This window comes from Rhodococcus cercidiphylli (assembly GCF_033042225.1).
In the GTDB taxonomy this organism is placed as follows: domain Bacteria; phylum Actinomycetota; class Actinomycetes; order Mycobacteriales; family Mycobacteriaceae; genus Rhodococcoides.
This window is the reverse complement of sequence record NZ_JAWLKE010000006.1, coordinates 333,986-358,833: the sequence shown is the minus strand read 5'-3', so window position 1 is coordinate 358,833 and position 24,848 is coordinate 333,986. Positions and strand designations below refer to the sequence as shown.

General features: G+C 64.3%; 20 protein-coding genes. 10 read left to right on the top strand and 10 right to left on the bottom strand.

Annotated elements, in window-relative coordinates:
- Window positions 1-37: 37 nt before the first annotated feature.
- The 5 genes from R3P95_RS17465 to styD form a co-directional block, all read right to left on the bottom strand.
- Complete coding sequence (locus R3P95_RS17465; protein ID WP_068054461.1) at window positions 38-520, bottom strand: DUF5134 domain-containing protein; 483 nt, start codon at window positions 518-520, stop codon at window positions 38-40.
- Window positions 521-525: 5 nt separating this feature from the next.
- Complete coding sequence (locus R3P95_RS17460) at window positions 526-1,944, bottom strand: APC family permease (protein ID WP_149407174.1); 1,419 nt, start codon at window positions 1,942-1,944, stop codon at window positions 526-528.
- On the bottom strand, window positions 1,937-3,883 hold the full coding sequence (locus R3P95_RS17455) for a primary-amine oxidase (protein ID WP_149407173.1): 1,947 nt from the start codon (window positions 3,881-3,883) through the stop codon (window positions 1,937-1,939). The genes R3P95_RS17460 and R3P95_RS17455 overlap by 8 nt, the downstream gene beginning before the upstream one ends.
- A gap of 88 nt (window positions 3,884-3,971) precedes the next feature.
- Entirely contained in the window at window positions 3,972-4,541 is a 570-nt protein-coding gene (locus R3P95_RS17450; protein ID WP_082899042.1) for a TetR/AcrR family transcriptional regulator, read from the bottom strand.
- Window positions 4,542-4,795: 254 nt separating this feature from the next.
- On the bottom strand, window positions 4,796-6,280 hold the full coding sequence (gene styD / locus R3P95_RS17445) for a phenylacetaldehyde dehydrogenase StyD (RefSeq protein WP_068054454.1): 1,485 nt from the start codon (window positions 6,278-6,280) through the stop codon (window positions 4,796-4,798).
- A 291-nt stretch (window positions 6,281-6,571) separates the two neighbouring features.
- Here styD and R3P95_RS17440 point away from each other — a divergent pair, with 291 nt between their 5' ends.
- Genes R3P95_RS17440 through R3P95_RS17430 form a run of 3 tightly spaced genes read left to right on the top strand, consistent with a single transcriptional unit; the run spans window position 6,572 to window position 9,595 of the window.
- A complete protein-coding gene (locus tag R3P95_RS17440; RefSeq protein WP_068284223.1) occupies window positions 6,572-7,630 on the top strand; it encodes a carbon-nitrogen hydrolase family protein in 1,059 nt (352 codons plus the stop codon).
- A complete protein-coding gene (locus R3P95_RS17435; protein WP_149407172.1) occupies window positions 7,623-8,624 on the top strand; it encodes a phenylacetaldoxime dehydratase family protein in 1,002 nt (333 codons plus the stop codon). The genes R3P95_RS17440 and R3P95_RS17435 overlap by 8 nt, the downstream gene beginning before the upstream one ends.
- Window positions 8,625-8,644: 20 nt before the next feature.
- Window positions 8,645-9,595 (top strand): AraC-like ligand-binding domain-containing protein, encoded by a 951-nt coding sequence (locus R3P95_RS17430; RefSeq protein WP_149407171.1) that lies wholly within the window; start codon window positions 8,645-8,647, stop codon window positions 9,593-9,595.
- Window positions 9,596-9,597: 2 nt separating this feature from the next.
- Here R3P95_RS17430 and R3P95_RS17425 read toward each other — a convergent pair whose 3' ends face one another.
- The gene (locus tag R3P95_RS17425; RefSeq protein ID WP_149407325.1) at window positions 9,598-10,575 is read right to left on the bottom strand and encodes an alpha/beta hydrolase; all 978 of its coding nucleotides are present in this window, start codon (window positions 10,573-10,575) and stop codon (window positions 9,598-9,600) included.
- A gap of 245 nt (window positions 10,576-10,820) precedes the next feature.
- On the opposite strand from R3P95_RS17425, the gene R3P95_RS17420 reads away from it, so the two are divergent.
- The gene (locus R3P95_RS17420) at window positions 10,821-11,273 is read left to right on the top strand and encodes a MarR family winged helix-turn-helix transcriptional regulator (protein WP_149407170.1); all 453 of its coding nucleotides are present in this window, start codon (window positions 10,821-10,823) and stop codon (window positions 11,271-11,273) included.
- Complete coding sequence (locus R3P95_RS17415) at window positions 11,270-11,656, top strand: DUF5313 family protein (RefSeq protein ID WP_149407169.1); 387 nt, start codon at window positions 11,270-11,272, stop codon at window positions 11,654-11,656. Before R3P95_RS17420 ends, R3P95_RS17415 begins: the two co-directional genes overlap by 4 nt.
- On the opposite strand, the gene R3P95_RS17410 is transcribed toward R3P95_RS17415, so the two are convergent.
- Window positions 11,650-14,031: an ATP-binding protein gene (locus tag R3P95_RS17410; protein ID WP_188078765.1), complete on the bottom strand. Its 2,382-nt coding sequence runs from the start codon at window positions 14,029-14,031 to the stop codon at window positions 11,650-11,652. The genes R3P95_RS17415 and R3P95_RS17410 overlap by 7 nt on opposite strands.
- A 122-nt stretch (window positions 14,032-14,153) precedes the next feature.
- Here R3P95_RS17410 and glgX point away from each other — a divergent pair, with 122 nt between their 5' ends.
- Window positions 14,154-16,196: a glycogen debranching protein GlgX gene (glgX, locus tag R3P95_RS17405; RefSeq protein WP_149407167.1), complete on the top strand. Its 2,043-nt coding sequence runs from the start codon at window positions 14,154-14,156 to the stop codon at window positions 16,194-16,196.
- A gap of 60 nt (window positions 16,197-16,256) precedes the next feature.
- Here glgX and R3P95_RS17400 read toward each other — a convergent pair whose 3' ends face one another.
- Genes R3P95_RS17400 through R3P95_RS17390 form a run of 3 tightly spaced genes read right to left on the bottom strand, consistent with a single transcriptional unit; the run spans window position 16,257 to window position 20,328 of the window.
- Complete coding sequence (locus R3P95_RS17400; protein WP_149407166.1) at window positions 16,257-17,963, bottom strand: glycerol-3-phosphate dehydrogenase/oxidase; 1,707 nt, start codon at window positions 17,961-17,963, stop codon at window positions 16,257-16,259.
- Complete coding sequence (glpK, locus tag R3P95_RS17395; RefSeq protein ID WP_094687540.1) at window positions 17,960-19,477, bottom strand: glycerol kinase GlpK; 1,518 nt, start codon at window positions 19,475-19,477, stop codon at window positions 17,960-17,962. Before glpK ends, R3P95_RS17400 begins: the two co-directional genes overlap by 4 nt.
- Window positions 19,474-20,328 (bottom strand): MIP/aquaporin family protein, encoded by an 855-nt coding sequence (locus R3P95_RS17390; RefSeq protein ID WP_032379865.1) that lies wholly within the window; start codon window positions 20,326-20,328, stop codon window positions 19,474-19,476. The genes glpK and R3P95_RS17390 overlap by 4 nt, the downstream gene beginning before the upstream one ends.
- Before the next feature lie 122 nt (window positions 20,329-20,450).
- Between R3P95_RS17390 and R3P95_RS17385 the strand changes: the two genes are divergently transcribed.
- The 4 genes from R3P95_RS17385 (at window position 20,451) to R3P95_RS17370 (ending at window position 24,811) form a co-directional block, all read left to right on the top strand.
- Complete coding sequence (locus tag R3P95_RS17385) at window positions 20,451-21,434, top strand: sugar-binding transcriptional regulator (RefSeq protein WP_094638970.1); 984 nt, start codon at window positions 20,451-20,453, stop codon at window positions 21,432-21,434.
- A gap of 156 nt (window positions 21,435-21,590) precedes the next feature.
- Window positions 21,591-22,832 (top strand): DUF6745 domain-containing protein, encoded by a 1,242-nt coding sequence (locus tag R3P95_RS17380; protein WP_068054406.1) that lies wholly within the window; start codon window positions 21,591-21,593, stop codon window positions 22,830-22,832.
- A gap of 60 nt (window positions 22,833-22,892) precedes the next feature.
- Window positions 22,893-23,348 carry a hypothetical protein gene (locus R3P95_RS17375; RefSeq protein ID WP_068054403.1) on the top strand — a complete coding sequence of 152 codons (456 nt, stop codon included), beginning with the start codon at window positions 22,893-22,895 and terminating at the stop codon, window positions 23,346-23,348.
- A gap of 131 nt (window positions 23,349-23,479) precedes the next feature.
- The gene (locus R3P95_RS17370) at window positions 23,480-24,811 is read left to right on the top strand and encodes an MCE family protein (RefSeq protein ID WP_149407165.1); all 1,332 of its coding nucleotides are present in this window, start codon (window positions 23,480-23,482) and stop codon (window positions 24,809-24,811) included.
- The last annotated feature ends 37 nt before the right edge of the window (window positions 24,812-24,848 follow it).

Genomic DNA, 24,848 nt, shown 5'->3' with positions numbered 1-24,848 from the left:
TTCTGGGGCAGATGCGCACCACCATGAGCGAGCTCGGTCAGAAGGCCATCGGCGCCATTCCCAGGATCATCAATGCGGAACCTGCCGTCACTCGTCGTCCGGGCGGGTTGGTGCGCAACAGGTGGATCGTTACGGCCATCCACCCCACCAGGAGTAGCGCGGCGATGACCCTTGGATCGGCCTCGACTCCGTGCCGGTGCCGCGTCGTCGCCTGCGATTCCGCGTGGGAGTGCATGGGCGGCAGCATCATCAGTAGTACGGCCATGCAGGTCAGGTCCACCGCGCATGGAATCGATCGGGTTCTGTTCGGCACGTCTGCGGTGACGTGTACGGCAACCGCGACGAGAGCGAGTATCGATATCAGCGCCATGGATGGGTCGGTACCGAAGGCCACCATGGAGGCCATGACGATGCCCATGCAGAGGTGAGCCCACCGCACCCGCCCCGTGTGCTTGCCACGTCCGAGCAGCGGGAGAACAGCACCCACTGCACCGAGCGCCATCAGCACCGTCATGACCATCGGTGTCAGACCTCCGTCGTCTCGAGAGTTCGGCTCCGAGTCGCTCGTGCCGTCATTGTTCCTCCCACGAAGAATGCCACGACGACGATCAACAGAAGGGCGGCGAGCACTCCCGAACCGCCGATCAGCAGTGTGAAGTTGTCCAGCACGAGGCCCAGAATCGCCACCAGGCCAAGAGTTCCCAGCGCAGGCGCGACGACGGTGTGCCAAGTCCGTGTGTCCACACTCGATCGACGGAAGAACGCGATGATGGCGCCGCCGGTGAGGATCATCAGAACCAGGATGCTGACGGTAGCCAGTCCTGACATCCAGGTGAACAGTTGCAGCACCGGGTCTGCGCCCGCCACCGCGAAGACCGCGAGAACCACCGCGGCCGAGGCGGTCTGGAACAGTGACCCCATGTGCGGGGAGCCGTGCCGGGAGTGGGTGCGCGCCAACAACGAGGGGGCGACGCCCTTCCGGGCCAGTGCGAAGACGTACCGACCGATTGCGTTGTGGAACGCCAACAGAGCGGCGAAGAGACTGGTGACCAACATGATTTCCATGATGTCCGCCGACATCGGGCCCAGGTACTGGGCGGCAGCGGCGAAGGTCAATCCCGCCGTGTCGTCGGCAGCGGCCTGCGCGACGGACGCGCTGCCGAAGGCGAGCACGACGGCCCAACTCGACACCGCGTACACCAGTCCGATGGTGACGACAGCGGCGTAGGTCGCAATCGGAACGGTGCGCGTGGGGTTACGCGCCTCCTCGCCGTAGATCGCGGTGGCCTCGAAACCGATGAACGAGGCGATTGCGAACATCAGGGCGATTCCCGGTGATCCGCTGAAGAAGGCCGAGGGAGTGAACGATTCGACGTCGATGCCCGCGGCACCGCCCTTGGCGAACACCGCGACCGACAGGATCACGATGATGCCGATCTCGAGCACCAGCAGCACCCCGAGCACCTTGGCACCGAGATCGATGCTGCGGTAGCCGAGCAGCGCCACGATCGCGACGAGACCGAGCGCCCACAACCACCACGGCAGGTCGGGTCCGCCGTACTTCACGACCAGGCTGTCGACGGTCGATGCGGCGAGGCCGTAGATGCCCGCCTGAATGGCGGTGTACGTCAGCAGCGCCAGACCCGCGGCACCGAGGCCCATGGTTCTCCCGAGCCCCTTCTCCACGTAGGCGTAGAACGCACCGGTGTCCACCATGTGTCGGCTCATGGCCGCGTACCCGACGCTGAAGATCAGCAGGACGACCGCCGCGACGATGTAGGCGAGCGGAGCGCCCGCTCCGTTACCTGTGGCTATCATGACCGGCAGGGCCCCACCGATGGCCGTCAGCGGCGCTGCAGCGGCGATGACCAGGAACACGATTCCGACGACGCCGATGGATCCGCGGAGCGCACCTGCCGTCGAATTCGATTGCGTTTCAGACATTCTGCTCACCGCTCGCGCAGCTCGAGGCGGCGCAGTGCGCAGAACTCGAGCGCGGCACGTCGAGGGTGGGGTTGCGATCGAAGAATCCCGCGGGCTTCAGTTTGAAGCCGGTGTAGTCCACCGGCATGATCGGCCAGTCCTCGGGTCTCGGGAAGTGGGTGAGCCCGAAGGTGTGCCACAGCACGATGTCCTCGTCGACGAGGCTACGGTTCGACGCCACGAATGCCGGCAGACCCGCTCCCCCATGATGCTGGTTGACGAAATCGCCTGCGGCATAACGTTCGCTTCGGTCGAACTGCGTCACCCAGAGATGCTTGGTGGCGAACGTGGCACGTCGCGCGATCGACGAGTTGTCGTCGGCCAGCAGCAATGGCTGGCCTTCGGGGTGCAGCGTGTATCCGACGGGCTTTCCGAGCCGGCTCAGCGAGGTCGGATTGGTGACGTGCCAGACGCGGCCCACCGTGCCGTCGGCGATACGTTGCGCCTCGGCTTCCGTGGCCAGTGGGGTGTGTTGCAGAGCAAAGGCATTGCCGTGCAGGTTGTCCGGTCCCATCGGTACCCGGCGGGTCTCGATCTCCTCGACGGAGTTGCCGATACCGTCGACCATCATGTCGAGTCGCGCACTGAACAGATGCTGGTGGCACGGCGCTCCGAGTCCCGGGGCGATCTCTGTTGCGTAGGGGTAGTCACCACCGGGATGCCCGGACGTGAATACGATTCCGGTTGCCTTGACCTCGAATTCGATGGTGCCGTCGAGGTAGAGGTACCAGAAGAATCCGTAGTCGTAGTTGCCGATGGTGGTGAAGAAGGAGATCACGAGTCGGCGCTGGCGGCGGGTCTCCTGCGAGCCCGACCACAGATCGGTGTGCTTCCAGAGCACCCCGAAATCCTCCTCGTGCATGCACACGGCGTTGGTCAGCGTTTTCGGGTTGCCGAATTCGTCGGCGATCACGGCGTCGAAGTACGTGATATCGCCGACGCAGTCGCACCCGAGTTCGAGTGAGTTCGCGTACCGTCCCACCAGATACTCACCGGTGTCGAAGTAGTTCTGCCACGACCGAACCGGGGACGGATCTCCATAGGGGACAACCATTTCGGCGATCGAAGCGCGGTGAACGATCGGGCGCACGGTACCCCGGTCCTCGAACCCGATCTGGTGCAGCACCAGGCCCTCACGCACATCGAAGCCGACCCTGAAGGACCACTTCTCCCAGTCGACGCGATTGCCCCGAACCGTGAAGCTCGGGCCGTCGGGTTGAGTGATCTCGATCGGCTTCTGCGTGGTGCGCAGCGGGCCGGTAACGGACACATCGTCGAAGTTTCCCGACTCCTCCGGAATGGGAACCGCACCCAGGTCGACGACCTTGTCCACCGTCCGATTCATCACGTCCACGAAGGCGACCAGACCGTCGATGGGATGCGCCCACGCATGATCGGCCGGGTAGTCCTGACGAAAGGCCAGGCCGCGCAGGATGCGTCGACCATGCTCGCCCGGGTAGTCGAACACCCCTGCTGACAGGGGTGCCACTCGTACGTGTGCTACGTCCAGTCCGCGCGCGGCCAGCGCGGCAAGCCAGTCCGGATCGGTGGAGAGCACGCTCTCGACGAGCTCGAATTCCTCGTCGAGCACCGGCATCTGGCCGTCACGGATCGCGTCGAGCCGCGTGGAGCCGATCACCTGACGCTCGTCGAGAGAGACGAGAAGATCGACGGCATCGGGTGTCGAGATGTCGTGCAACAGCACCCGGAAGGTACGTCGGGTGGTCGGTTCGGCGGCGTACAGCTCGGCCTTGTCCGGTTCGTCCAGTCCGACGTAGACGAACCGGGTTGCAGCAGTGACGAATCCGGCGGCATCGACGACATTCCGAACCTGTGCGATCTCGTCTTCGGTGGGCAACGACAAGGCGTGGTCGATTGCGTGGGGCGTGAGGGTTGGCATGGATGTTCCTCGAGGTCGGGTGTTGGTTCTACAGACGTTGAATAACGAAGGCATGTGGGCAGGGCCGAATCGCCCGCCCGCAGGGTGGCTACAGCTGAGCTATGAACCGGTCGAGCATCTCGAACTGCCGGTCGGCAGTGGTGTCATCGGGAGTGAGCACGCCGAGAATCTGCATACCCATCATCATGTTGAGCAACGTTTCGACGGCGAGATCGACGTCGAAGTCGCCGGCGTCGCCTTCTGCGCGAGCCTGCTCGAGAAACTCCGCCATCCGCGCCCGCCACGACACCAAGGATCGACGGTTCGTGTCGTCCATGTGCTCGTCGTACATCGCGCGTTGCCACAGCGAGACTGCAATTCTCGCCTCGAGCAAAGTCTCTTCGGTCGTCGGCATCACTTCTCGGCAAAAGATGCGGAGGGCATCGAATCCCGTTGCATCGCCGAGAGCTTCGTCGATACGGCGGTTCGTTGCCTCGAAGACGTGCTCGAATGCGGTGCGGAGAATCTCGTCCTTGCCCGCGAAGTAGTGGCTCAGTGCACCGTTCGTGTATCCCGCCTCGGTCGCGATGTCCCGCATGTTCGCGGCATCGATCCCCTTGGCAGCGATCAAACGCCAGGTTGCCGCAGTGATCGCGCGGCGGCGTTCGTCGTGATCCACGAGCTTCGGCACAGCCCTACGGTAGCGGCTCCCTGCTCGGACCTAGGGTTCGGGCATCGTCATCATCGCCTTCCGATCCGTTCGGACGTTGTTCTACGTCCGTTGAACTAAATTCTCCGACCTGCTCGTTACGAATCGCGCTTCCGTCGGTAAACACCGCGTTACCCCACGTGAGCGGAACTTCGACCCCTGCTACGAGGTTCCGCTCACCTGGGTCGTTCCGCAGGCTCCACTCCCGCTCACCTGCGTCAGCTCTACAGAACGATCGTGACGACTTTTTCCTCGGTGTTGGCCTCGATACCGGCCCATCCGAGTTCACGGCCCGTGCCACTGGATTTCATGCCGCCCCAGGGGAGGGCGGGATCGATTGCGGCCCACCCGTTCACCCACACCGCGCCGGATCGAACCTGCGCAGCAAGGGTGTGCGCCCTCGACACGTCGCGGGTCCAGATGCTCGCGGCCAGTCCGTACACCGTGCCGTTGGCGATGGCGATGGCCTCGTCGGCGGTGTCGAACGGAATCACCGTGCCGACGGGGCCGAAAATCTCCTCCTGCGCGATCTTCATGTCGTTGTCCGCGTCGGTGAAGATCGTCGGCTCGACGAAATACCCTGCGCCGTCGGGCCGGCCGCCACCCGCCGCCACTCGCGCTCCACCGTCGCGTCCGGCCTGGATGTACCCCAGAACGCTGTCGCGCTGCTTCGCGTTGACCAGCGCACCCATCGTCGTCGACGGATCGAACGGATCACCCAGAACCTGAGCCGACGCCGCAGCGGCCAGACCGTCGACCACCTGCGAGTACAGCGAGCGATGCACCAGAACCCGCGTACCGGCCGCACACACCTGGCCCTGGTTGAAGAACAATCCCATCGCGGTTCCGTTGATCGCCGCCTCGAGATCCGCGTCCTCGAGAATGATCTGCGGGGACTTGCCGCCGAGTTCGAGCGTGGTCCGCTTGAACGTATCTGCAGCTTTCTTGGCGATGAGCTTGCCGACCCGAGGGCTGCCGGTGAAGCTGATCTTGTCTACGTCCGGATGCCCGACCAACGCGTCGCCGGTCACTTCTCCAAGTCCTGGAACAACATTGACCACTCCGGCAGGTACTCCCGCCTCGTCGATCAGACGAGCCAGATGCAGGATGGACAACGGCGCATCCTCCGGCGGCTTGACGACCACGGTGTTTCCGGCGGCCAACGCGGGCGCGAGCTTCCACGCGGCAATCATCAGCGGGGTGTTCCAGGGAACGATCATGCCGATGACGCCCACCGGCTCACGGACGGTGTACGAGTGCGTCGGCTGCCCGAAGTAGCCCGCAGTGGGGATGGAGCTGCCGGTGATCTTGTCGGCCCAGCCGGCGAAGTGCCGGAACGTGGCTGCGGCATTGGGAATGTCGAGCATGGCCGGTTGACCCACGGGCTTGCCCACGTCGAGAGCCTCGAGCCGGGCCAGTAGGTCCCCGTCACGTTCGATGAGGTCGGCAATCCGGTTGAGCAGCTTCCCGCGCACTGCTCCGGGCGTCGCGCCCCACTCACCACCGAGCTGGGCACGGGCGGCACGCACCGCTGCATCGACGTCCGACGCGGTGGCTGCAGCAACCTCGGCGAGTGGCTGTTCCGTCGTGGGGTTGATGTCGGTGAACGTGCCTCCGTCGGAAGCGCCGTGCCACTGCCCCGCGATGTAGAGCTCGGTGGCGGTGTCGGTCGGCAACGACGGTGCGGCCGATTCCTGGACTGCAGTCATGTGTGTTGGCTCCTTCTCGGGTGCCGATCGCGGCACCTGTGGCGTGTCCGGTCCAGACTGCGCCCGGACAGGCGAGAAGGTCTTGTGTGATCGCGCACACATTGTGCGGTAGATGCGCACCGCCGATCGACCTCCTCGCGTGACGATCGTGTGTCGAGACACCCGGCCTCGGTTACCGCCGTGTTTCACCGCCCTGGCATGCGACGGAGAGTCAATTATTCCGACACATCGAGGCCATCCATCGGCCTCTCAGCAGGCAAAACTGGTGCCCTCCCACACGAAAGGCCCGCAATGACACACCACCAGTTTCGCGCCGCGGCAGTCCAGGCCGCGCCGGTATTTCTCGATCTCGACGCCTCGATCGACAAGGCGGTCGGCCTGATCGAGGACGCGGCCCGCGCCGGAGCCGAACTCATCGCGTTTCCCGAGACCTACCTGCCCGGCTATCCCTGGTACATCTGGCTCGACGCACCGGCGTGGGGATTTCAGTTCACGCAGCGCTACTTCGACAACTCACTGGAGTACGGAACACCCCAGGCAGCTCGAATTGCGCAGGCCGCCAAAGACAACCACATCATGGTCGTGATGGGCCTGAGCGAGCGATACAAGGCAAGCCTCTACATCGCCCAGTGGATCATCGACGCCGAAGGCAAGACCGTCGCGATGCGCCGCAAGCTCAAGCCGACTCACGTCGAACGCACCGTGTACGGCGAGGGTGACGGCTCCGACCTATCGGTATACGACACCGACCTCGGACGCGTCGGCGCACTGTGCTGCTGGGAGCACCTGCAACCGTTGTCGAAGTACGCGATGTACGCCCAGAACGAGCAGGTGCACATCGGTGCCTGGCCCAGCTTCTCGCTCTACACCGGCGCGGCCTACGCCCTCGGGCCGGAGGTCAACACCGCTGCCAGCCGCATCTACGCCGTCGAAGGCGGCTGCTTCGTCATCAGTCCCTGCGCGACCGTCTCCCCCGAGATGATCGACATCATGTGCACCGACGACGCCAAGTGCGCGATGCTCACCGCAGGCGGCGGTCATGCCCGCATCTTCGCGCCCGACGGCCAACTGATGCACGAGCCGCTCGCACCCGACGCGGAAGGCATCGTCTACGCCGACATCGACACCAGCCTCATTTCGATCGCCAAGGCCGCCGCCGACCCGGCCGGCCACTACTCCCGTCCCGACGTGACACGGTTGTGGCTCAACAAGACTCCGGGCGACCGCGTCGTGTCGGGAGCGCAGCCCGTCGCGAACGCGCGGTACGACTTCACCGAGGACGTCGCGGCCGAGCTACGTCTGGAGATCACCGAGCAGCTCGCTCTCGACGAGGGTGCCGCTCGTGTCTGAACTCGAGTCGGCAATTCCCGCCCATCTCGTCGTTCCCCGGTCGTGTCCGCGTCGCACACCCGAGGGCTACCAGCCACCCTTCCCGTCGTACGTCGCCCGCTTTCCGGTATCCACCGAACGAGTCGTAATGGGCTACTTCGGAATACAGGGCATGCCCGACGCTTCCCCGTGGGGTGACGAGGGTCCCTCCCGAAGGGACCGAGCCCGCTACACCGACGAGGAGGGCATCGACACGACGGTGTTCATCGGCTACTGGGACGACGTCGCAGTGTTCGACCGCTGGTTCGATACCGTCGGTCGGCACTGGACCAGCGTCGGAGGCCGCTTCGTCGAAATCATCAGACCGACCGTCGACCGCTACGAGACGCTCTTCTCCTCCACCGGCCGCATGGAAGGTGTTGCCACTTTGACGGATTCGCTCAGTGGTTCCATCGAGGAACATGCCTACTGGGGTGGGGTCCGGGATCGAATCCCCCTGTCGCAGAGTGACTCACTTGCTCCCAGCGGGGAGCCTCAGGTCGTACGCGACGGCGACAGAGTCACGATTGTGCCGCAGGAGAACCTCTGCCTCATCCGATCCGGGCAGGATTGGGCCGATACGGCCGGGTCCGAACGAGAGATGTACCTGCGGGACGTCGAACCGGTGTTGCGCGCCGGCATGGAGTTTCTTCGCGATGACGGCCTGGACATCGGTTGCTACTCCAACCGGTACATGACGGTGGTCGACGACAACGGCGTCGATACCGACAAGTCCTTCGGCATGAGTTGGTGGCGCAGTCTGAGCGACCTCGAAGCATGGGCCGAGTCGCATCCGACGCATGTCGCCATCTTCGGAGCCGCGCTGAAGTATCTCTCGACGATGGGGCCCGCGGCGTCGCTACGGCTCTATCACGAGGTGACCGTCGCGGCGGCGGACGAGCAGTACTTCGAGTATTTCGGCTGCCACGACCGCACGGGTCTACTGCGTACCGCTGCGGAGCGTTCTACCCTGTGAGAAGACGGGAGGTACCTGACATGGCCGATCCGCTACGCACCGACTCCGTCGATCTGGCCGACAGCGTCGATTTCTGGACCGCTGCGGTGAGTCGGACGTACGTCGATCTCGAGTGCACGATTCCCGAGAACGCGTCGGCCATCACCGGGCATATCGAGTCGACCGGACTTGCGACCCTCGGATTGTCGCGAGTGTCTGCGACAGCTCAGACCGTCCTACGAACGCCCGCAGGTATCTCCCGAACCAGTGACGACTACTTTCTGGTCAGCGTCCAGACGTCGGGAACGGGGTTCGTCGTGCAAGACGACCGAACGGCGGTCCTGGAACCGGGAGACTTCGCGCTCTACGACACCACCCGGCCGTACAGTCTTCGCTTCGACGATCCGTTTGCCCAGTACGTGCTGATGCTCCCCGGCGCAACGCTGCGAACGCTCGTCCGGGACACGGGTTCGCTGACCGCACGGGCGGTGTCCGGACGGCAAGGGGCAGGAAAACTACTCGTGAGCATGATCTCGTCGATCATGGACGACGCCGACATGAGTACCGCGTCGGCCGAGGCCGTGTCGCAGAGCGTCGAGTACATCCTGGTCGCAGGCCTGGTCGGGCTGACCGGGGTGGAGAAGCCTGCGCCCTACTCAGCCTCCGAACGGCTGGGCGAAATCAAGCGTGCGATGACCGCGCGGCTGCGAGATCCGGATCTGACCGTGACGGAAGTGGCAGCCTCGCTGCACTTGTCGCTGAGTACGGTGCATCGCGCGTTCGCCGGTGAACCGTGCACCGCCAGTGAATGGATCTGGATGCAGCGACTCGACGGCGTCAAACGCGCTCTGTGCGAACACCAGAATTCCCGCACCACCATCGGAGCCCTGGCGGCGTCCTGGGGATTCAGCGACCCGGCGCACTTCAGCCGCGCCTTTCGGGCGCGCTTCGGGTGCACTCCCAAGGACTTTCGCGACACCAACCGCGGGTGAGCTCAGATCCCGAGCGATCCCGCCAGCGTGGGCCAACTCTTGGGCAGTTGTTCCACCCAGTAGGGCCAGGAGTGGGTTCCGGTTTCGGTGAAGTCGAACGTCGCGGGGATGTTCAGCTGGCTCAGTCGATCCGCCAGTCGATGGGTGCAGTAGTTCGCGCCCACCTCGATGAGACCACCGACCACCACCACGTCGAGCGCCGACGCGCTGTCGAAACTTTCGTGGCGACCCGGCGCTCCCGTTCCCACCGACACGTACACGTCGGTGCCGCGCAGGCTTTCGGCATTGACCACCGAATCATGTTGCGCCCAGGCAGGATCGAGAGGACCGCCCCACATGTTGTCGGCATTTCCGCCGAATGCTCCGACGATCGCGCGGATACTCGCCTGCCCCATGGGCTCCGAGGAGGCGAAACACCCGCTGTACGACGCCACCCCGGAGTAGACATCGGGGTTACGTGCGGCCAGCATCATGGCCGACTGCGCCCCCATCGACAGCCCGGCGATCGCGTTGCGTCCGTTGCCGTCCACAGACGCGTCGATCAGCGGAGGAAGCTCCTCGGTCAAGAACGTTTCCCATTGATAGCGGCCGAGTTTCGGATCGTCTCGTTGCCAGTCGGTGTAGAAGCTGCCCGGTCCGGCCAGCGGTAGCACGACGTTGACGTTCTTGTCGGAGAAGAATTCGGCCGCACCACCCTTGCGAAGCCACATGCTGTTGTTCGGATCCTCTTCACCGATTCCGCTGAGCATGTACAGCGTCGGCCGCGATCCGGTCTTCGCTGCCGGAGTCAGCACCTGCACGTCGACAACGGCCCCCATCGCAGGCGATTCCACACTCAGCGTGCGCAGGGTGTCGGACGCGATCACGGTATCGACGATGCGGGCGGCCGAGACGGCGGGATCGGCGGACACAATGCCGACCGAGGACACGGACAGCGCGGCGGCGACGGCGAACGTGGTGAAGATGCGTCGACGACGCATGGCGATCCTCTCGGGATTTGTCACAGGGGAACGGCGAATTGCATGGAGCATTGCACAGCAACCGACCGGATGGAACGCCGTACGAACATCCACCCGATTCGGACCGACCGGGACTCTGGCAACACATCACTGCACGAGCATTCACCCTTCTTTGCAACGCTTTTCGGGCATCCAGTTCCGATTTCACCGCATTGCTTCGTCCACTAATAGTTAGTGCACTAACCAATACTGGTAGCCTGGGCATCGTGACGACCACCGAAGATCCACTCGCGCTCGACCGCCAGGTCTGCTTCGCGCTCGCCGTCGCCAACCGCGCCGTGCTGTCGGTGTATCGGCCACTGCTCGAGCCGATGGGACTGACGCATCCGCAGTATCTGGTGATGCTGGCGCTGTGGGGCGAATCGCCGATGTCGGTCAAGGCCATCGGATCGGCCCTGCAACTCGACTCCCCCACCCTCTCGCCGCTCCTCAAGCGTCTGGAGTCGATGGGGTTGCTCACCCGCAATCGAAGCGCCGAGGACGAGCGCGTTCTACTCGTCGCGCTCACCCCGGCCGGGGCCGCGCTTCGCAAGAAAGCCGAGAAAATTCCACCCACCGTCGTTTCGAAACTCGGAGCGTCACTCGCCGAACTCGACGAACTACGACGCGTCCTCACCCGCGTCAACGACGCGGCCATCGCAGCAGGAGCACTGTCGTGAACACTCGTTCTACCCGCACCCGCCCGCGCTTCGGTCAGTGGCTGGGCTACGCCGTCCTCGGCCGCAAACTGCCTGACTCCATGCAGGATTGGGTTCGACGCGACCTCGTCGGCCCAGGAGCGACACCACGTCACATCCTGCGGTCGATGATCCCGTTCCTGCCGATCTTCATCGGATTCTTCGTTCTGTTTCCGGGAGCGATCTGGCTACGCGCGTCGATGGTGTTGCTCAGTTTGCTGCTCGCGCTGTTCTACACCGCCGCCTACATGGACCAGAACCGCGCTCGACGCCTCGAGATCCACGGGCTACCGGCCGATCTGAAGAGCCCGAAGAAGATGGCCGAGATGGAACGCGAGCGAGAGAACTACCGCCGCAATCACTGACGCTCTCGGCCGAGCCCGGCGGTGAAATCGTCGGCGATCATCGCCGCCAAGTCGCGGGTCTTGCGGTTGGTGTTCTGCGAGAGCTCGGTCAGCTGCGTGAAGGCAGCGTCTGCGTCGATGCGGTACACCGACATCAGGATTCCGACGGCTCGGCCGATGGATCCGCGGGTGTCGAGTGCAGTCCGTAGTGTCGCGGCCTCGTTGCCGCTTTCCTGGATGAGTTGTTCGCGCACGCGCGAGAGTTCGAGGTGCACTCGAATTCGAGCCACCAACTCTCGGTCGTGGAACGGTTTGACGATGTAGTCGTCGGCCCCGCGCCCGAGCCCGTCGAGCACGAAGTCGGTTCCCGCTCGCGCGGTCAACAGGATCACCGGCACCCGCTGCAAGGCGTCGTCGCGACGGATCTCGTCCACCAGTTCCAGACCGCTGCGTCCGGGCAGCAGAACGTCGGAGAGCACGAGGCCAGGCATCGTCGATCGAGCGCTGCCGAGTGCGGTCTCGATGTCGCCCGCGGTGGTGACGGACCAGCCCTCGCCGGTCAACAGGCGCACCAGGTAGTTACGCATGTCGACGTTGTCCTCGACGAGAAGAATGTCCGCACGCTCGGTGGTCACCGTCATCGAGTCGCTCGCGGCGAAGATCGCCGACACCGAATCGGCGGGGGCGGCCGGCCGTTCGACGGCTGCAGCCGCCTCGGCGGGCAGGCGCGGAACCACGACCGTGAAGGTACTGCCACGGCCCGCCTCGCTCTCGACGTCGATACGGCCGCGCAAGACGGTGAGCAGGTCCGATACCAGTGCCAGTCCGATACCGGATCCTTCGATGCTGTGGGCACCCGATCGTTCCACTCGATGGAATCGATCGAAGATCAGCGGCAGGTCCTCTGCGGGGATCCCGAGGCCGGTATCGGCCACGACCAGGCGGACCACGTCGCTCTCGGTCCGCAGGCGCACGGAGATCCGACCGACCGGCGTGTATTTGACGGCGTTCGCGACGAGGTTGAACACGATCTTCGTCCACATCTCACCGTCGGTGAGGACGACGACATCGTCGGCGACGTCGACCACGAGCTCGAGACCCTTGCCCGACGCCACCGCCTCGAACAGCGACGTGCAGTCACGTGTCACCGCTCCGAGGTCGGTGGGTTCGAGGCGGGGACGGAGCTGACCGGCATCGGCACTGACCACGTCCAGGAGATCGTCGACCAGTCGACGCAACCGAGTCGAGGCGCGGTGAACGACGTCCAAGGACTCACGATCGACGTCGGTCAGCGTCGAGTCGACACTCTCGCGTACCGAATCCAACGGTCCCGCGAGCAAGGTCAGCGGCGTGCGGAACTCGTGTCCGACGTTCTCCAGCAGCCGCGTCTTCGCCTCGTCGGCTTCGGCGAGTGCCGCGACGCGTCGCCTCTCCATCTCGAAAGCATGCGAGGCGGTCAGGGCCGTGGACACCCGCTCGGCCACCGCGATCGAGAAGGACACGACGGAGTCGTCGCGGGCGCGAAATTCGTCGACTCCGACCAACAGGGCTCCGATGGGCTGAGCATGTCCCGCGAGCGTCAGCGGAACGATGACCGCCTGCGCGACGGATCCGGCAATCTCGACCGTCGAACAGGGAACGCGTCCGTCACACACTTCGAGAACGTGGGCAAGGTCCCAGGTCGCGTCGTCGCAGCCGAGTGCGCCCGAGGTCACGATGTGATCGAGCTGCCCGTCTTCGGCGAGGTCGCGGCGCAGGTAGGCCACCACGAGGGGAAACTCGCGGGCCTCGTCACCCAGCGTCTCGACCGCGGCGCGACAGATGCCTACCGGTCCCTCGGCGCCGTCACCGGTCAGTGAGCCCAGGGCGAGCAGCGCGTGCATGCGCCGTTCGCCGAGTACCTGCATCGTGACCTCGGTCGTGGCGACGAACACGCCGAGTACCGTCCGTCCGGCCCCGAAGATCGGGCTGTACGAGAAGGTCCAGTACGTCTCCTCGGGGTAGCCGAACCGATTCATGACGAACAGCTGCCGAACGCCGTGCACGGCCTTGCGGTCCTCGACCACGTGGGCGCAGAGAACGCCGACGTCGTCCCATATCTCGGACCAGCTCTCGCGGGCCCGCTGACCTGCGGCCTGCGGAAACTTGTCCCCGAGAAAATCGGTGTACGTGTGGTTGAAGATCTGCACCAGATGCGGGCCCCACCAGATCAGCATCGGGATCGTCGACGGCATGACGGTGCGGACGGCCGTCACCAACTCCTGCGGCCAACTCTCCACCGGCCCCAGATCGGTCGCCGCCCAGTCCACTTCCCGGAATCGCGCGTCGGTGGCGTTGTCACCCGGGAACAGCTCGTCCAGCTGGGCCGAACTGCCATCGGGTTGTGGGGAATTCATCGCCTCGTCCTTCGTACTGTCGTTCCGCTCCAGTCCGGCGGGCGCGATCTCGGCATCGATACTAGCCGAACGACCGGTATGCAGGCGTTTCGCTGATCCCCCACGGGGGTACTGCCGCGAGCATGCCCCTCTCATCAAGTCTCCCGTATCCCTTGGGCGTCTCGCGTCTGTCGAACGACGGTGCCAACCTTGCCGTCTACTCCGAAACCGCGGACTCGGTGTCCGTGGTCGTGCTGAACGACGACGGAACAGAGCGCAGTACAACACCGTTGACGCTGCGTACCGGCCATGTCTTCCACGATCTGGTTCCCGACGTCACGCCGGGTACACGCTACGGACTGCGCGTCGACGGTCCATGGGATCCCGCGTCGGGGCTGCGGCACAACTCCGCGAAGTTGCTCCTCGACCCGTATGCCACCGCCATCACCGGTCAGGTCGACTGGAACGAATCGGTGTTCAGCCACCTCCACGCCGAGCCGGAGACCCGCAACGACGAGGACTCGGCCCCGCACATGCCGTATTCCGTTGCCGTGGAGTCGAACTTCGACTGGTCCGGCGACAAGTCACCGCGCACACCACTCGATCGCACGGTCGTCTACGAGGTACACGTCAAGGGCTTCACTGCCACCAATCCCGACGTGCCCGAAGATATTCGGGGTACCTACGCCGGTCTGGCGCATCCCGCCGCGATCGCACATCTCAAACGCATCGGCGTCACCGCGGTGGAGTTGCTGCCCATCCACCAGTTCGTTCAGGACTCGCATCTGCTCGAGGAGGGGCGGCGGAACTACTGGGGCTACAACTCCATCGGCTTCTTCGCACCGCACAACGAGTACAGCAGCAGCGGCGACACCGGCGGCCAGGTGGACGAGTTCAAGGCATTGGTCAAGGCCATGCACGAGAACGGCATCGAGGTCATTCTCGACGTCGTCTACAACCACACCGCCGAGGGCAATCACCTCGGACCGACGCTCTCGCTCAAGGGAATCGACAACGGCTCGCACTACCGTCTGGTCGACGAGGACCGCAGCGCGTACTACGACACCACCGGCACCGGAAACAGTCTCAACGTCGGCCACCCCGCTGCCCTGGCACTGATCCTGGACTCGCTGCGCTACTGGGTGACGGAGATGCACGTCGACGGGTTCCGCTTCGACCTCGCCAGCACGCTGACGCGTCAAGACTCGGACCTGAACGTGCACAGCGCATTCCTGAGCCTGGTACACCAAGATCCGACGCTCGCGCCGGTCAAACTGATCGCCGAACCGTGGGATACCCAGGGCTACCAGGTGGGCGGCTTCCCTGCCCGATGGTCGGAGTGGAACGGCAAGTTCCGCGACGACGTCCGTGACTTCTGGCGCGGCGAGAGCGGCGCACTACCCGCCCTGGCGCAACGCGTCACCGGCAGTCCGGACGTCTACGAGAGCACTCGTCGACCCACGTTGGCCAGCGTCAACTTCATCACCGCACACGACGGTTTCACGTTGGCCGACTTGAACTCCTACGACGACAAGCACAACGAGGAGAACGGCGAGGACAGTCAGGACGGCGAGTCCGACAACCGTTCGTGGGGTTGCGGCGCCGAGGGCCCGACCGACGACGAGGGCGTCAACGCACTCCGGGCCCGTCAGCAGCGCAATCACCTTGCCACGCTGTTGCTCTCGGCCGGCGTGCCGATGATCCTCGGCGGCGACGAGCTCGGCCGGACGCAGAACGGCAACAACAATGCCTATTGCCAGGACAACGAGGTCTCCTGGTTCGACTGGAGCACAGCCGATCAGGACCTCATCGACTTCACCACCCACTTGATCGCTCTACGCGACGAACACCCGGCTCTGCGCCCCACGTGGTTCCGCCACGACAGCGATTCCGACGAGGAAGGAGCCGGACCGGACACCGTCGACTTCTACCGCGCCGACGGCGAGAAGCTCTCCGACGAGGATTGGTCGGACGGCAATGCGCACAGCATTCTGGTCCTCATGCGCGCTGGTGAATCCGATGCGTCGTTCGCGTGGATGGTCAACGCCTCGCCCGGCACCGTGGAATTCACTCTGCCGAAGGGACATTGGACTCAGTCGACCTCGAGCGACCCCGATCAGGCATACGAGGCAGGCGGGCCGTCGATTCTGATTCGCGAACACTCGTTCACGTTGCTGCAGGGCTGACCCCGCAACAGCCGACAATGGCGGCAGTCCTCGTCACGAGGACTGCCGCCATTGTTCGTTTCAGCTCACCCCGGCGCGCACGTCCGGTGCTCCGAGTCGAGCTGCATCGGCGGTGTCGTCGTCGGGCTGCTCCTGCGAATCCCGTTCTGCCAGAACGCGAAGCCGGTAGTGCTCGATTTCCTCGGCAACATGCTGATCGTCCCACCCGAGGATGGGTGCAACCAGACGAGCCACCTCGATGGCCGCCGCTTCACCACGATCGGGAACCTCGATCGAGATTCGGGTCCGACGGGTCAGAATGTCGTCGAGATGCTGCGCGCCTTCGTGACTGGCCGCATAGACCACCTCTGCCTTCAAGTACTCCGGTGCACTCTCGAGCGGCTTTCCGAGCTCTGCATCGGCGTCGATCAAGTCCAGCAGCTCACCCATCAGAGTGCCGTACCGACCGAGCAGATGCTCGACGCGTGAGACGCGCATACCGGTGCGTTCGGCCGTCAGAGCGCGTGAGTTGTACGCGCCGAGGTAGCCGTCCGCACCGACGAGCGGAATGTCCTCGGTGACGCACTTCGGTACCGTGCGTTCGAGTCCGTGCACCGCGGAATCGACTGCGTCCTTGGCCATCACGCGATAGGTGGTGTACTTGCCACCGGCGATGACCGTCAGTCCGCGGACCGGGCTGGACACCGCATGTTCCCGGGACAGAGTGCTGGTGGAATCGGATTCGCCGAACAGCAACGGGCGCAGTCCGGCGTACACGCCGACGACGTCGGTGCGGTCCAACGGATCGGCGAGCAACTTGTTCACGTGGCCCAGGATGTAGTCGATGTCGCTCTGGCTCGCGGCCGGATGAGCCAGGTCGAGCTTCCAGTCGGTATCGGTGGTCCCGATGATCCAATGACTACCCCAGGGGATGACGAACAGCAGACTCTTCTCGGTCCGCGTGATGATGCCGGTGGCACTGTTGATGCGATTGCGCGGCACCACCAGGTGCACCCCCTTGGAGGCGCGAACCTGGAATTGTCCACGGCCACCGACCATCTGCTGCACCTCGTCGGTCCACACCCCGGCGGCGTTGATGACCTGCTTGGCCCGCACCTCGAAGGAACGGCCCGTCTCCAGGTCGCTCGCCACGACGCCGACGACCTTGTCGTCCTCCCGAAGGAAGCCCGTGACGCGAGTGCTGTTGGCGCACAACGCGCCGTAGGCGGCCGCGGTACGAGCGAGCATCATCGTGTGCCGAGCGTCGTCGACCTGGCCCTCGTAGAACTTCACCGCACCGCGGATCGCCGAGCGCTTGCCCGACGGGAAGGACTCGAGCGTCTTCTTCTTGCCGAGGTGCTTGTGGTGACTCGGGACGCCGCGTCCGGCACCCATGACGTCGTACACGCCGATGCCGAGCCCGACGTACGGACGGTCGATCACCTTCTCGAGCGGATAGATGAACGGCACCGGGCGAGCGAGGTGCGGGCACAGCTTGTTCAGTACCAGCGAACGCTCCTTGAGCGCCTCGAACACCAACGCGAAGTTGAACTGCTCGAGGTAGCGCAGACCGCCGTGGAAGAGCTTGCTCGAGCGGCTGGACGTGCCGGCCGCGTAGTCACGCGCTTCGAGCAGACCCACTTTCAATCCGCGGGTCACGGCGTCCAGTGCAGTTCCGGCACCGACGACGCCGCCGCCGATCACCAGAATGTCGAGCTCTTCGGCTTCCATCCTCGCCAGCGCATCTGCGCGTGCCTGAGGACTCATGGCCGTTGTGGTGGAACTCATTCTTCATCAACCCAATCGAGAGTTCGTGTTACTGCCTTCTTCCAGCCGGCGTACAACTTCGCCCGCTGGTCTTCGTCCATGGACGGGGTCCATGTCTTGTCCTCGGCCCAGTTCTGGCGAATGTCGTCTTCGCTCTCCCAATAGCCTACGGCCAGTCCGGCGGCGTAAGCCGCTCCGAGAGCAGTGGTTTCGGCCACGACGGGACGGACCACGTCGACGTTCAGGATGTCGGACTGGAACTGCATCAGCAGTTCGTTGACCACCATGCCGCCGTCGACCTTGAGCACCTCGAGATCGACGCCGGAGTCGGCGTTCATGGCCTCGATCACCTCACGCGTCTGATACGCGGTGGCTTCGAGGACGGCACGCGCCAGGTGCCCCTTGTTGACGAAGCGCGTCAATCCCACGATGGCACCGCGGGCGTCCGATCGCCAGTGCGGTGCGAACAGACCGGAGAAGGCGGGGACGAAGTAGGCACCGCCGTTGTCGTCCACCGACCGTGCGTCGGTCTCGATGTCCGCGGCCGACGAGATCATGCCCAGGTTGTCGCGCAGCCACTGCACCAACGAGCCCGTCACGGCGATGGAACCTTCGAGCGCGTACACCGTCGGCTGGTCGCCGATCTTGTAGCACACCGTGGTCAGCAGACCGTTCTTGCTCATCACCTTTTCGGTACCGGTGTTGAGAAGCACGAAATTACCTGTGCCGTAGGTGTTCTTGGCTTCACCGGGAGACAGGCAGGCCTGCCCGAAGGTCGCTGCCTGCTGATCGCCGAGGATGCCGGCGATCGGCACTCCACTGAACGGTCCGCGCTCACGGCCGGTTCCGTACACCTCGGAGCTCGAGCGGATCTCGGGCAGCATCGACATCGGAATGCCCATGTCTGCACAGATGCTCTCGTCCCACTGCAGGGAGTCGAGATCCATCAGCAGGGTGCGTGAGGCGTTGGTCGGATCGGTGTAATGCAACCCGCCGTCGACACCGCCGGTCATGTTCCACAGCACCCAGGTGTCCATGTTCCCGAAACACAGTTCTCCCGCTTCGGCTTTCGCCCGTGCACCGTCGACGTTGTCCAGGATCCACTTGATCTTGGGGCCGGAGAAGTAGGTGGCCAGGGGCAGACCGGTCTTGGCGGTGTACTTGTTGGCGTCGCCGCCGCCCAGCGCGGTGGCGATGCGATCGGTACGGGTGTCCTGCCAGACGATGGCGTTGTAGATCGGCTTGCCCGTCGCGCGATCCCACACCAGCGCCGTCTCGCGCTGGTTGGTGATACCCACGGCGGCGATGTCCTCGCGCGTCAGATCCGCTGCGGCCATGGCACCGGCCGCGACGGCGCGCACGTTGTCCCAGATCTCCGACGCGTCGTGCTCGACCCAACCGGCCTGCGGAAAGATCTGCTGGTGTTCCTTCTGATCGACCGCGACGACGGTGCCCGCGTGATCGAAGATCATGCAGCGTGAAGACGTGGTTCCCTGATCGATCGCGGCGACGTACTTTCCTGCGAACTCGGTCATGGCTTCTCTCCTGTGGTCTGGGTGTCTGCTGGGAGTCGTGATGGCGGCTCGGGCGTCGAACCTTCTTGTTTGCGTAGGTTCTTTCCGATGAGCAGGTCGTACAGGAACACTCCTATCGGTCCGCCTACGAGAGGTCCGACGATCGGGACCCAGAAGTACAGGCCGCCGTATTGATCTCGCCAGGCTCCACCGTATCCGGTGATGTACGACGCCAGGCGAGGTCCGAAATCTCGGGCCGGATTGATCGCGTAGCCGGCGTTGGTGGCCCACGCGAAACCGATGGCGACGACGATGAGGCCGACGATCAGCGGTGCCATGTTGGCCATCGGCGCGGTGCCGAGCGAATCGGTCACGGCCACAATGAGGAACAGCAGGATCGCGGTGCCGATGATCTGGTCGATCAGCGCCGAGGACACGCTGACCGGCAGAGTTCCGTTACCGGGAAGCGTCGAGAAGATCGTCTGGGTGGCGGTGGTGTGCCCGGGGTCCACTGCGTTGATCATGTCGTTGTAGTTCCAGCGCACCAGCAGAGCGGCCACGAAGGCACCTGCGGTCTGCGCGAGGATGTACGGCGCAACCATCTTCCAGCTGAATCCGCGGAAGAGTGCGAACGTGATCGTGACCGCGGGGTTGAGGTGCGCGCCGGTGATCCGACCCGCGACGTAGATGCCGAACATCACGCCGAGCCCCCAGGCCCAGGCGATCGAGTCGTGGTCTCCGAGACTTCCCGATTCACCGCCCGAGACGACCTGCGCGACGACGCCGACGCCGAACAGAATGAGAATCATGGTTCCGGCGAACTCGGCAGCCATGTGCGCCGGTAGTCCCCATTCCGGTTCCTTACGAGCCATTGTGTAGCCTCCGCAAAGTTGGTGATGCACGCCACATTGCGTGCTGTTTGCCACGGTAGACGGCCTGCACTGCGTTGCACAGCTGATGCACATATGTGCAAAGCGGTCGTACACTGGCGATGGTGACGGACCAACGCATCGCACCCGAATCGGATCTGCGGACCGGCCATGCCACCCAGGCAGCGCGCCTCTACTACTTCCAGGACATGACGATGGCGGCGATCGGCCGTGAGCTGGGCGTATCTCGTTCGACGGTCTCCCGGCTCATCACGTTCGCGCGGGCATCGGGACTGGTGGAAATCAAGATCTCCACCCCTCTCGGTCAGGCACCACGAATCGAGCGGGCTTTCGCCGATCTGTACGACATTCGTGCACATGTCGTCCCCGTGTCGGAAACCGTCGACGAATTGCAGCGCCTCGACCGCGTCGCCACCTTCGCAGGCCGATTGCTGACGTCGTTCTTCGAGTCGGACATGGTGATGGGCGTCGCGTGGGGAACCACCGTCAGCGCCGTCAGTCGCAAGCTCGCACCCAAACGAACCCACAACTCGACCGTCGTGCAGCTCAACGGCGCAGCGAACACCCGCACCACCGGGGTCTCCTACGCCACCGACATCGTCCGAACTTTCGCCGACGCCTACGGCGCTGTGGCGCAGGGCTTTCCGGTTCCCGCATTCTTCGACTACCCCGAAACCCGCCGACACCTGTGGCGCGAGCGGAGCATCAAGCGAGTACTGGAACTGCAGGACCGGATGAACCTCGCCGTGTTCAGCATCGGCGTCATGAGCAGTGCTGTTCCTAGTCACGTCTACAGCGCCGGCTATCTCGAGCGCGAGGATCGAGCCGAGCTACAGCGCGACGGCGTCGTCGGAGACATTGCCACCGTGTTCCTGCGCTCCGACGGCAGCCACGATCGAATTGCGTTGAACGACAGATCGAGTGGACCGAGCCTGGACCGACTCAAGGTGGTGCCGCGCCGAGTCTGCATCGTCGCCGGGGCGTCCAAACTCGATGCACTCACCGCCGCGCTGCGCGGCGGATTGATCACCGACCTCGTCATCGACGACATCAGCGCGGCCCAGTTGATTCTCCGCTCGCGCGGCTGACCCACGTGAGCGGGTAGGAGTGGAGCCTGCAGGAACGACCAAAAGACACCTCGACCCCTGCTACGAAGTTTCGTGCACGTGTGCCTTGCGCTCATCCCATTCTCGTGTCACTCTTTTCTTCATGACAACCGGAAAGGCGGACACCGCCTCCCTCACGTGAGCGCCGTGCCGATGCCGTCGACATTTCCCCGTCGCGGCACATTCAGTGACAATCCCGAAGATTATGCCGAGAGCATTCGCGCAATCTGCGCGCAGCGCGATCGATGGCTCGCCTACGGCCTGAAGGCCGGCCCCTCCGACAGAACAGCCGCGGAATCGGCTGTGGCACAGCTGTATCGAAGATCGGGGCGTCCTGAGCCGAAATTCGTGTGGGTGGCATCTCCTGCAGCCGCCGCCGAATTCATGACATCTCGACCGATAGCGGACAGCGCAGGTGCAGGCTCCCTCATCGCATCACTGCTGTCGAGTTCACGCCGACGAATGGACCAGCGAATCGATCGACGACAGATCGAATGGCCACAGCAGTACTACTACTCCGACAACAATGCACAGCGTGATCTGCAGGCGCGTATCGATGTCGCACGCCGCTCACCGACAGACGCGGCCCGCGCCGGCATCAGTCCCGATCCGATCATTCGCCGAACCGTGCGAAAGTCTCTGCACACCAGCCTCTTCGATGGAGTGGCCACGGCTGTCCGAACCCTCGCTCCGCACCCCTTCGGCACCGTCAGCTGGTACGGACAACAAGAAGCCCATCGCGTCGCCTACTACGACATCTATCGCTCTTTCGGCCTCATGACGTTCGGGCGCGAGGACAACGAGCTTCTCGACATTCAATCCGCCCTCATCGAGTCGACGGGATGGTGGTGGGCGTTCGACGACATCGCAGTGATGTCCGAACGGCCGACGGCTCTGCACACCGAACCGATTCCCGATCCGGTGCACGGCGAAGTGCGACTGCATCATTCGACCTCCCCCGCGGTCGAGTTCGGCGACGGCAGCGGTGTCCATGTCCTGAACGGGACAGTGATTCCCGCTTGGGTGATCCATGATCCGACGGTCGAACGCATCACCGTCGAACGCAACGTCGAGATCCGGCGAAGCGCCATCGAACGGATCGGCTGGGATTCCTATCTGGACCAGGCCGGTTTACGACTGGTCGACACCGACGACGACCCGGGTAACCCCGGCTGCACCCTGCAACTGTTCGCCACGCCCGCTGGATGGGGCGACGAGGGTCGAATACTGCTTGCCGTCAACGGTTCTCGAGAACGAGACGGGGAGCGCCGACGCTACGGGCTTCGCGTCCCCGGCGCGTTCTCGTCCGCGGTCGATGCCGCGGGCTGGACCTACGGTCTGGCCGGAGCCGATTACGGCCGACTACTCCGCAGAACCTGACCCCAACCTGACACCACACCCCGACCACACACCCTTACAACACACCCAAGGTGACAAAACATGAACTCGAACATCACGCTGTCCGCACTGACCGACCTCACCGGCCTCGACGTATTCGACTATCTCGACAAGGAGATCTCCGTGCCCGTCATCGACGGCCTGCAAGCCCAGGGCGATCTGATCGTCGTACCGTACGTACTGCTCGACGGCATAGTCGTCCCCACCGAGCAGACCCGTCGCGAGGATGTGCCCTTGACGGGAATCGAACTGTTGCGCAGCGCTGCGGGCGGCAACCCGCACAGCCTGGTCGCCGACGGCGGCATCTGCACGTGGCTCAGTCCCGTCCACGACGTCCGAGGTCTCGCCCTGGGAATTCTGGCCAACTCGCAGACGGCGTACCTCATTCACCCCGAACACGGAGCCACCGGAATCGCTCCGGGTCGATACGTCATCGGCCGTCAGCGTGAAGGCGGACAGGGCGGCTGGTTCCATGCGCCTCAGTTGATCGCCGACTGAGAATCAGTGGCTCGCATCACATTGTTGCCGAAGTGCTAGGTCCATCTCACAAAGCAATTTTCGGTAGTAAGTGTGACGTTGTGTACCACTAAGGTTCGCGACATGACTGCTGTCGTCGTTGCGACTCATCCATGACCGGCTCCCCCTCACCGGTCCAGAACCGACTCCTCGGAATCGGTCTCGTCGTACTCATCGTCATGTTCGTCGGGTGGAGCGTCACCTCGTACAACAAGACGTTCAAGGACGTCGTGACGGTCTCCCTCGAGACCGATTCCGTCGGTAACGCACTTCCCCGCAACGCAGACGTCAAGGTTCGCGGCATGATCGTCGGCGAAGTGCGATCGGCGACGACGTCCGGTGGCGTCGTGACCTCGGAGTTGGCCATCGAACCGGACATGGCCGAGATGATTCCGTCGAACGCCACCGCGCGACTGCTGCCGAAGACACTGTTCGGCGAGCGATACGTCGCGTTGGAGTTGCCGGACGGCAGGCCCGGGACGCCGATCACCGAGGGCACGGTGTTGAAGCAGGATCGCAGCGGCAACGCCATCGAGGTCGGACAGGTTCTCGACGGCCTGTTGCCGCTGCTCCAGGCCGTGCCGCCGGAGGACCTCTCGAACACCCTCGGTGCGCTGGCGCAGGGTCTGAGCGGTCGCGGCGAGGAACTCGGCCTCACGATCGACCGACTCGAGAACATATTTGCCGGGCTCAACACCGAGCTTCCGGCCATTCAGGAGGACCTGCGCGGACTGGCCGACTTCTCGCAGACCTACGCCGACGCGGCACCCGCACTGATCAACGCGCTCGACAACCTGCGGACCACCGGCAACACCGTCGTCGAGAAGCGCCCGGCACTCGAAACGTTGTACTCCTCGGTCACGTCGGCCTCGGGCACGACCGCTGACTTCCTCGACGCCAACTCCGCCGACATCATCGGACTGGCCGCGAACTCACGCGAGGCGCTCGAGGTGTTCGCCGAGTTCTCCCCGGCTGTCGGCTGCACCGTCGCCCAATTCGCCGAGGGTGCCAGACGCGGCCGAATCGTCACCGGCGTCGGCGACGAGTATCCCGGCATCAACGTCTCGATGCCTTTCGTCAACCCGAAGGGGCGGTACCTGCCGAACCAGGACGAACCGCGACTGTTCGAGCAGAACCGTCCCCCGAGCTGCCCCAGCCCCCTCGACCGTTCGGCGGGCGAATACTTCCCGCAGTACCCGGGCGGCTCCCCCAACGACGGCTCGTACCAGGTGCCGTCGAGAAACCCCGGGCAGCAGGACCTTCCGTCACTTCCGGCTCCGCAGCTCTCCCCCGTACCGGCTTCGTACGCGAACTCGGTCACCGAGCAACAGACCTTGGCCGTCGTCTACGGCGGGGCCACTGGAATCGAGCCCGACGCCGTGCCGTCCTGGACCACGACGGTCGGCGCTCCCGCACTCAGAGGAACGCAGGTCACGTTCAGGTAGGACCTACTGATTGAATGGACCGCAGACCCCGTCGACG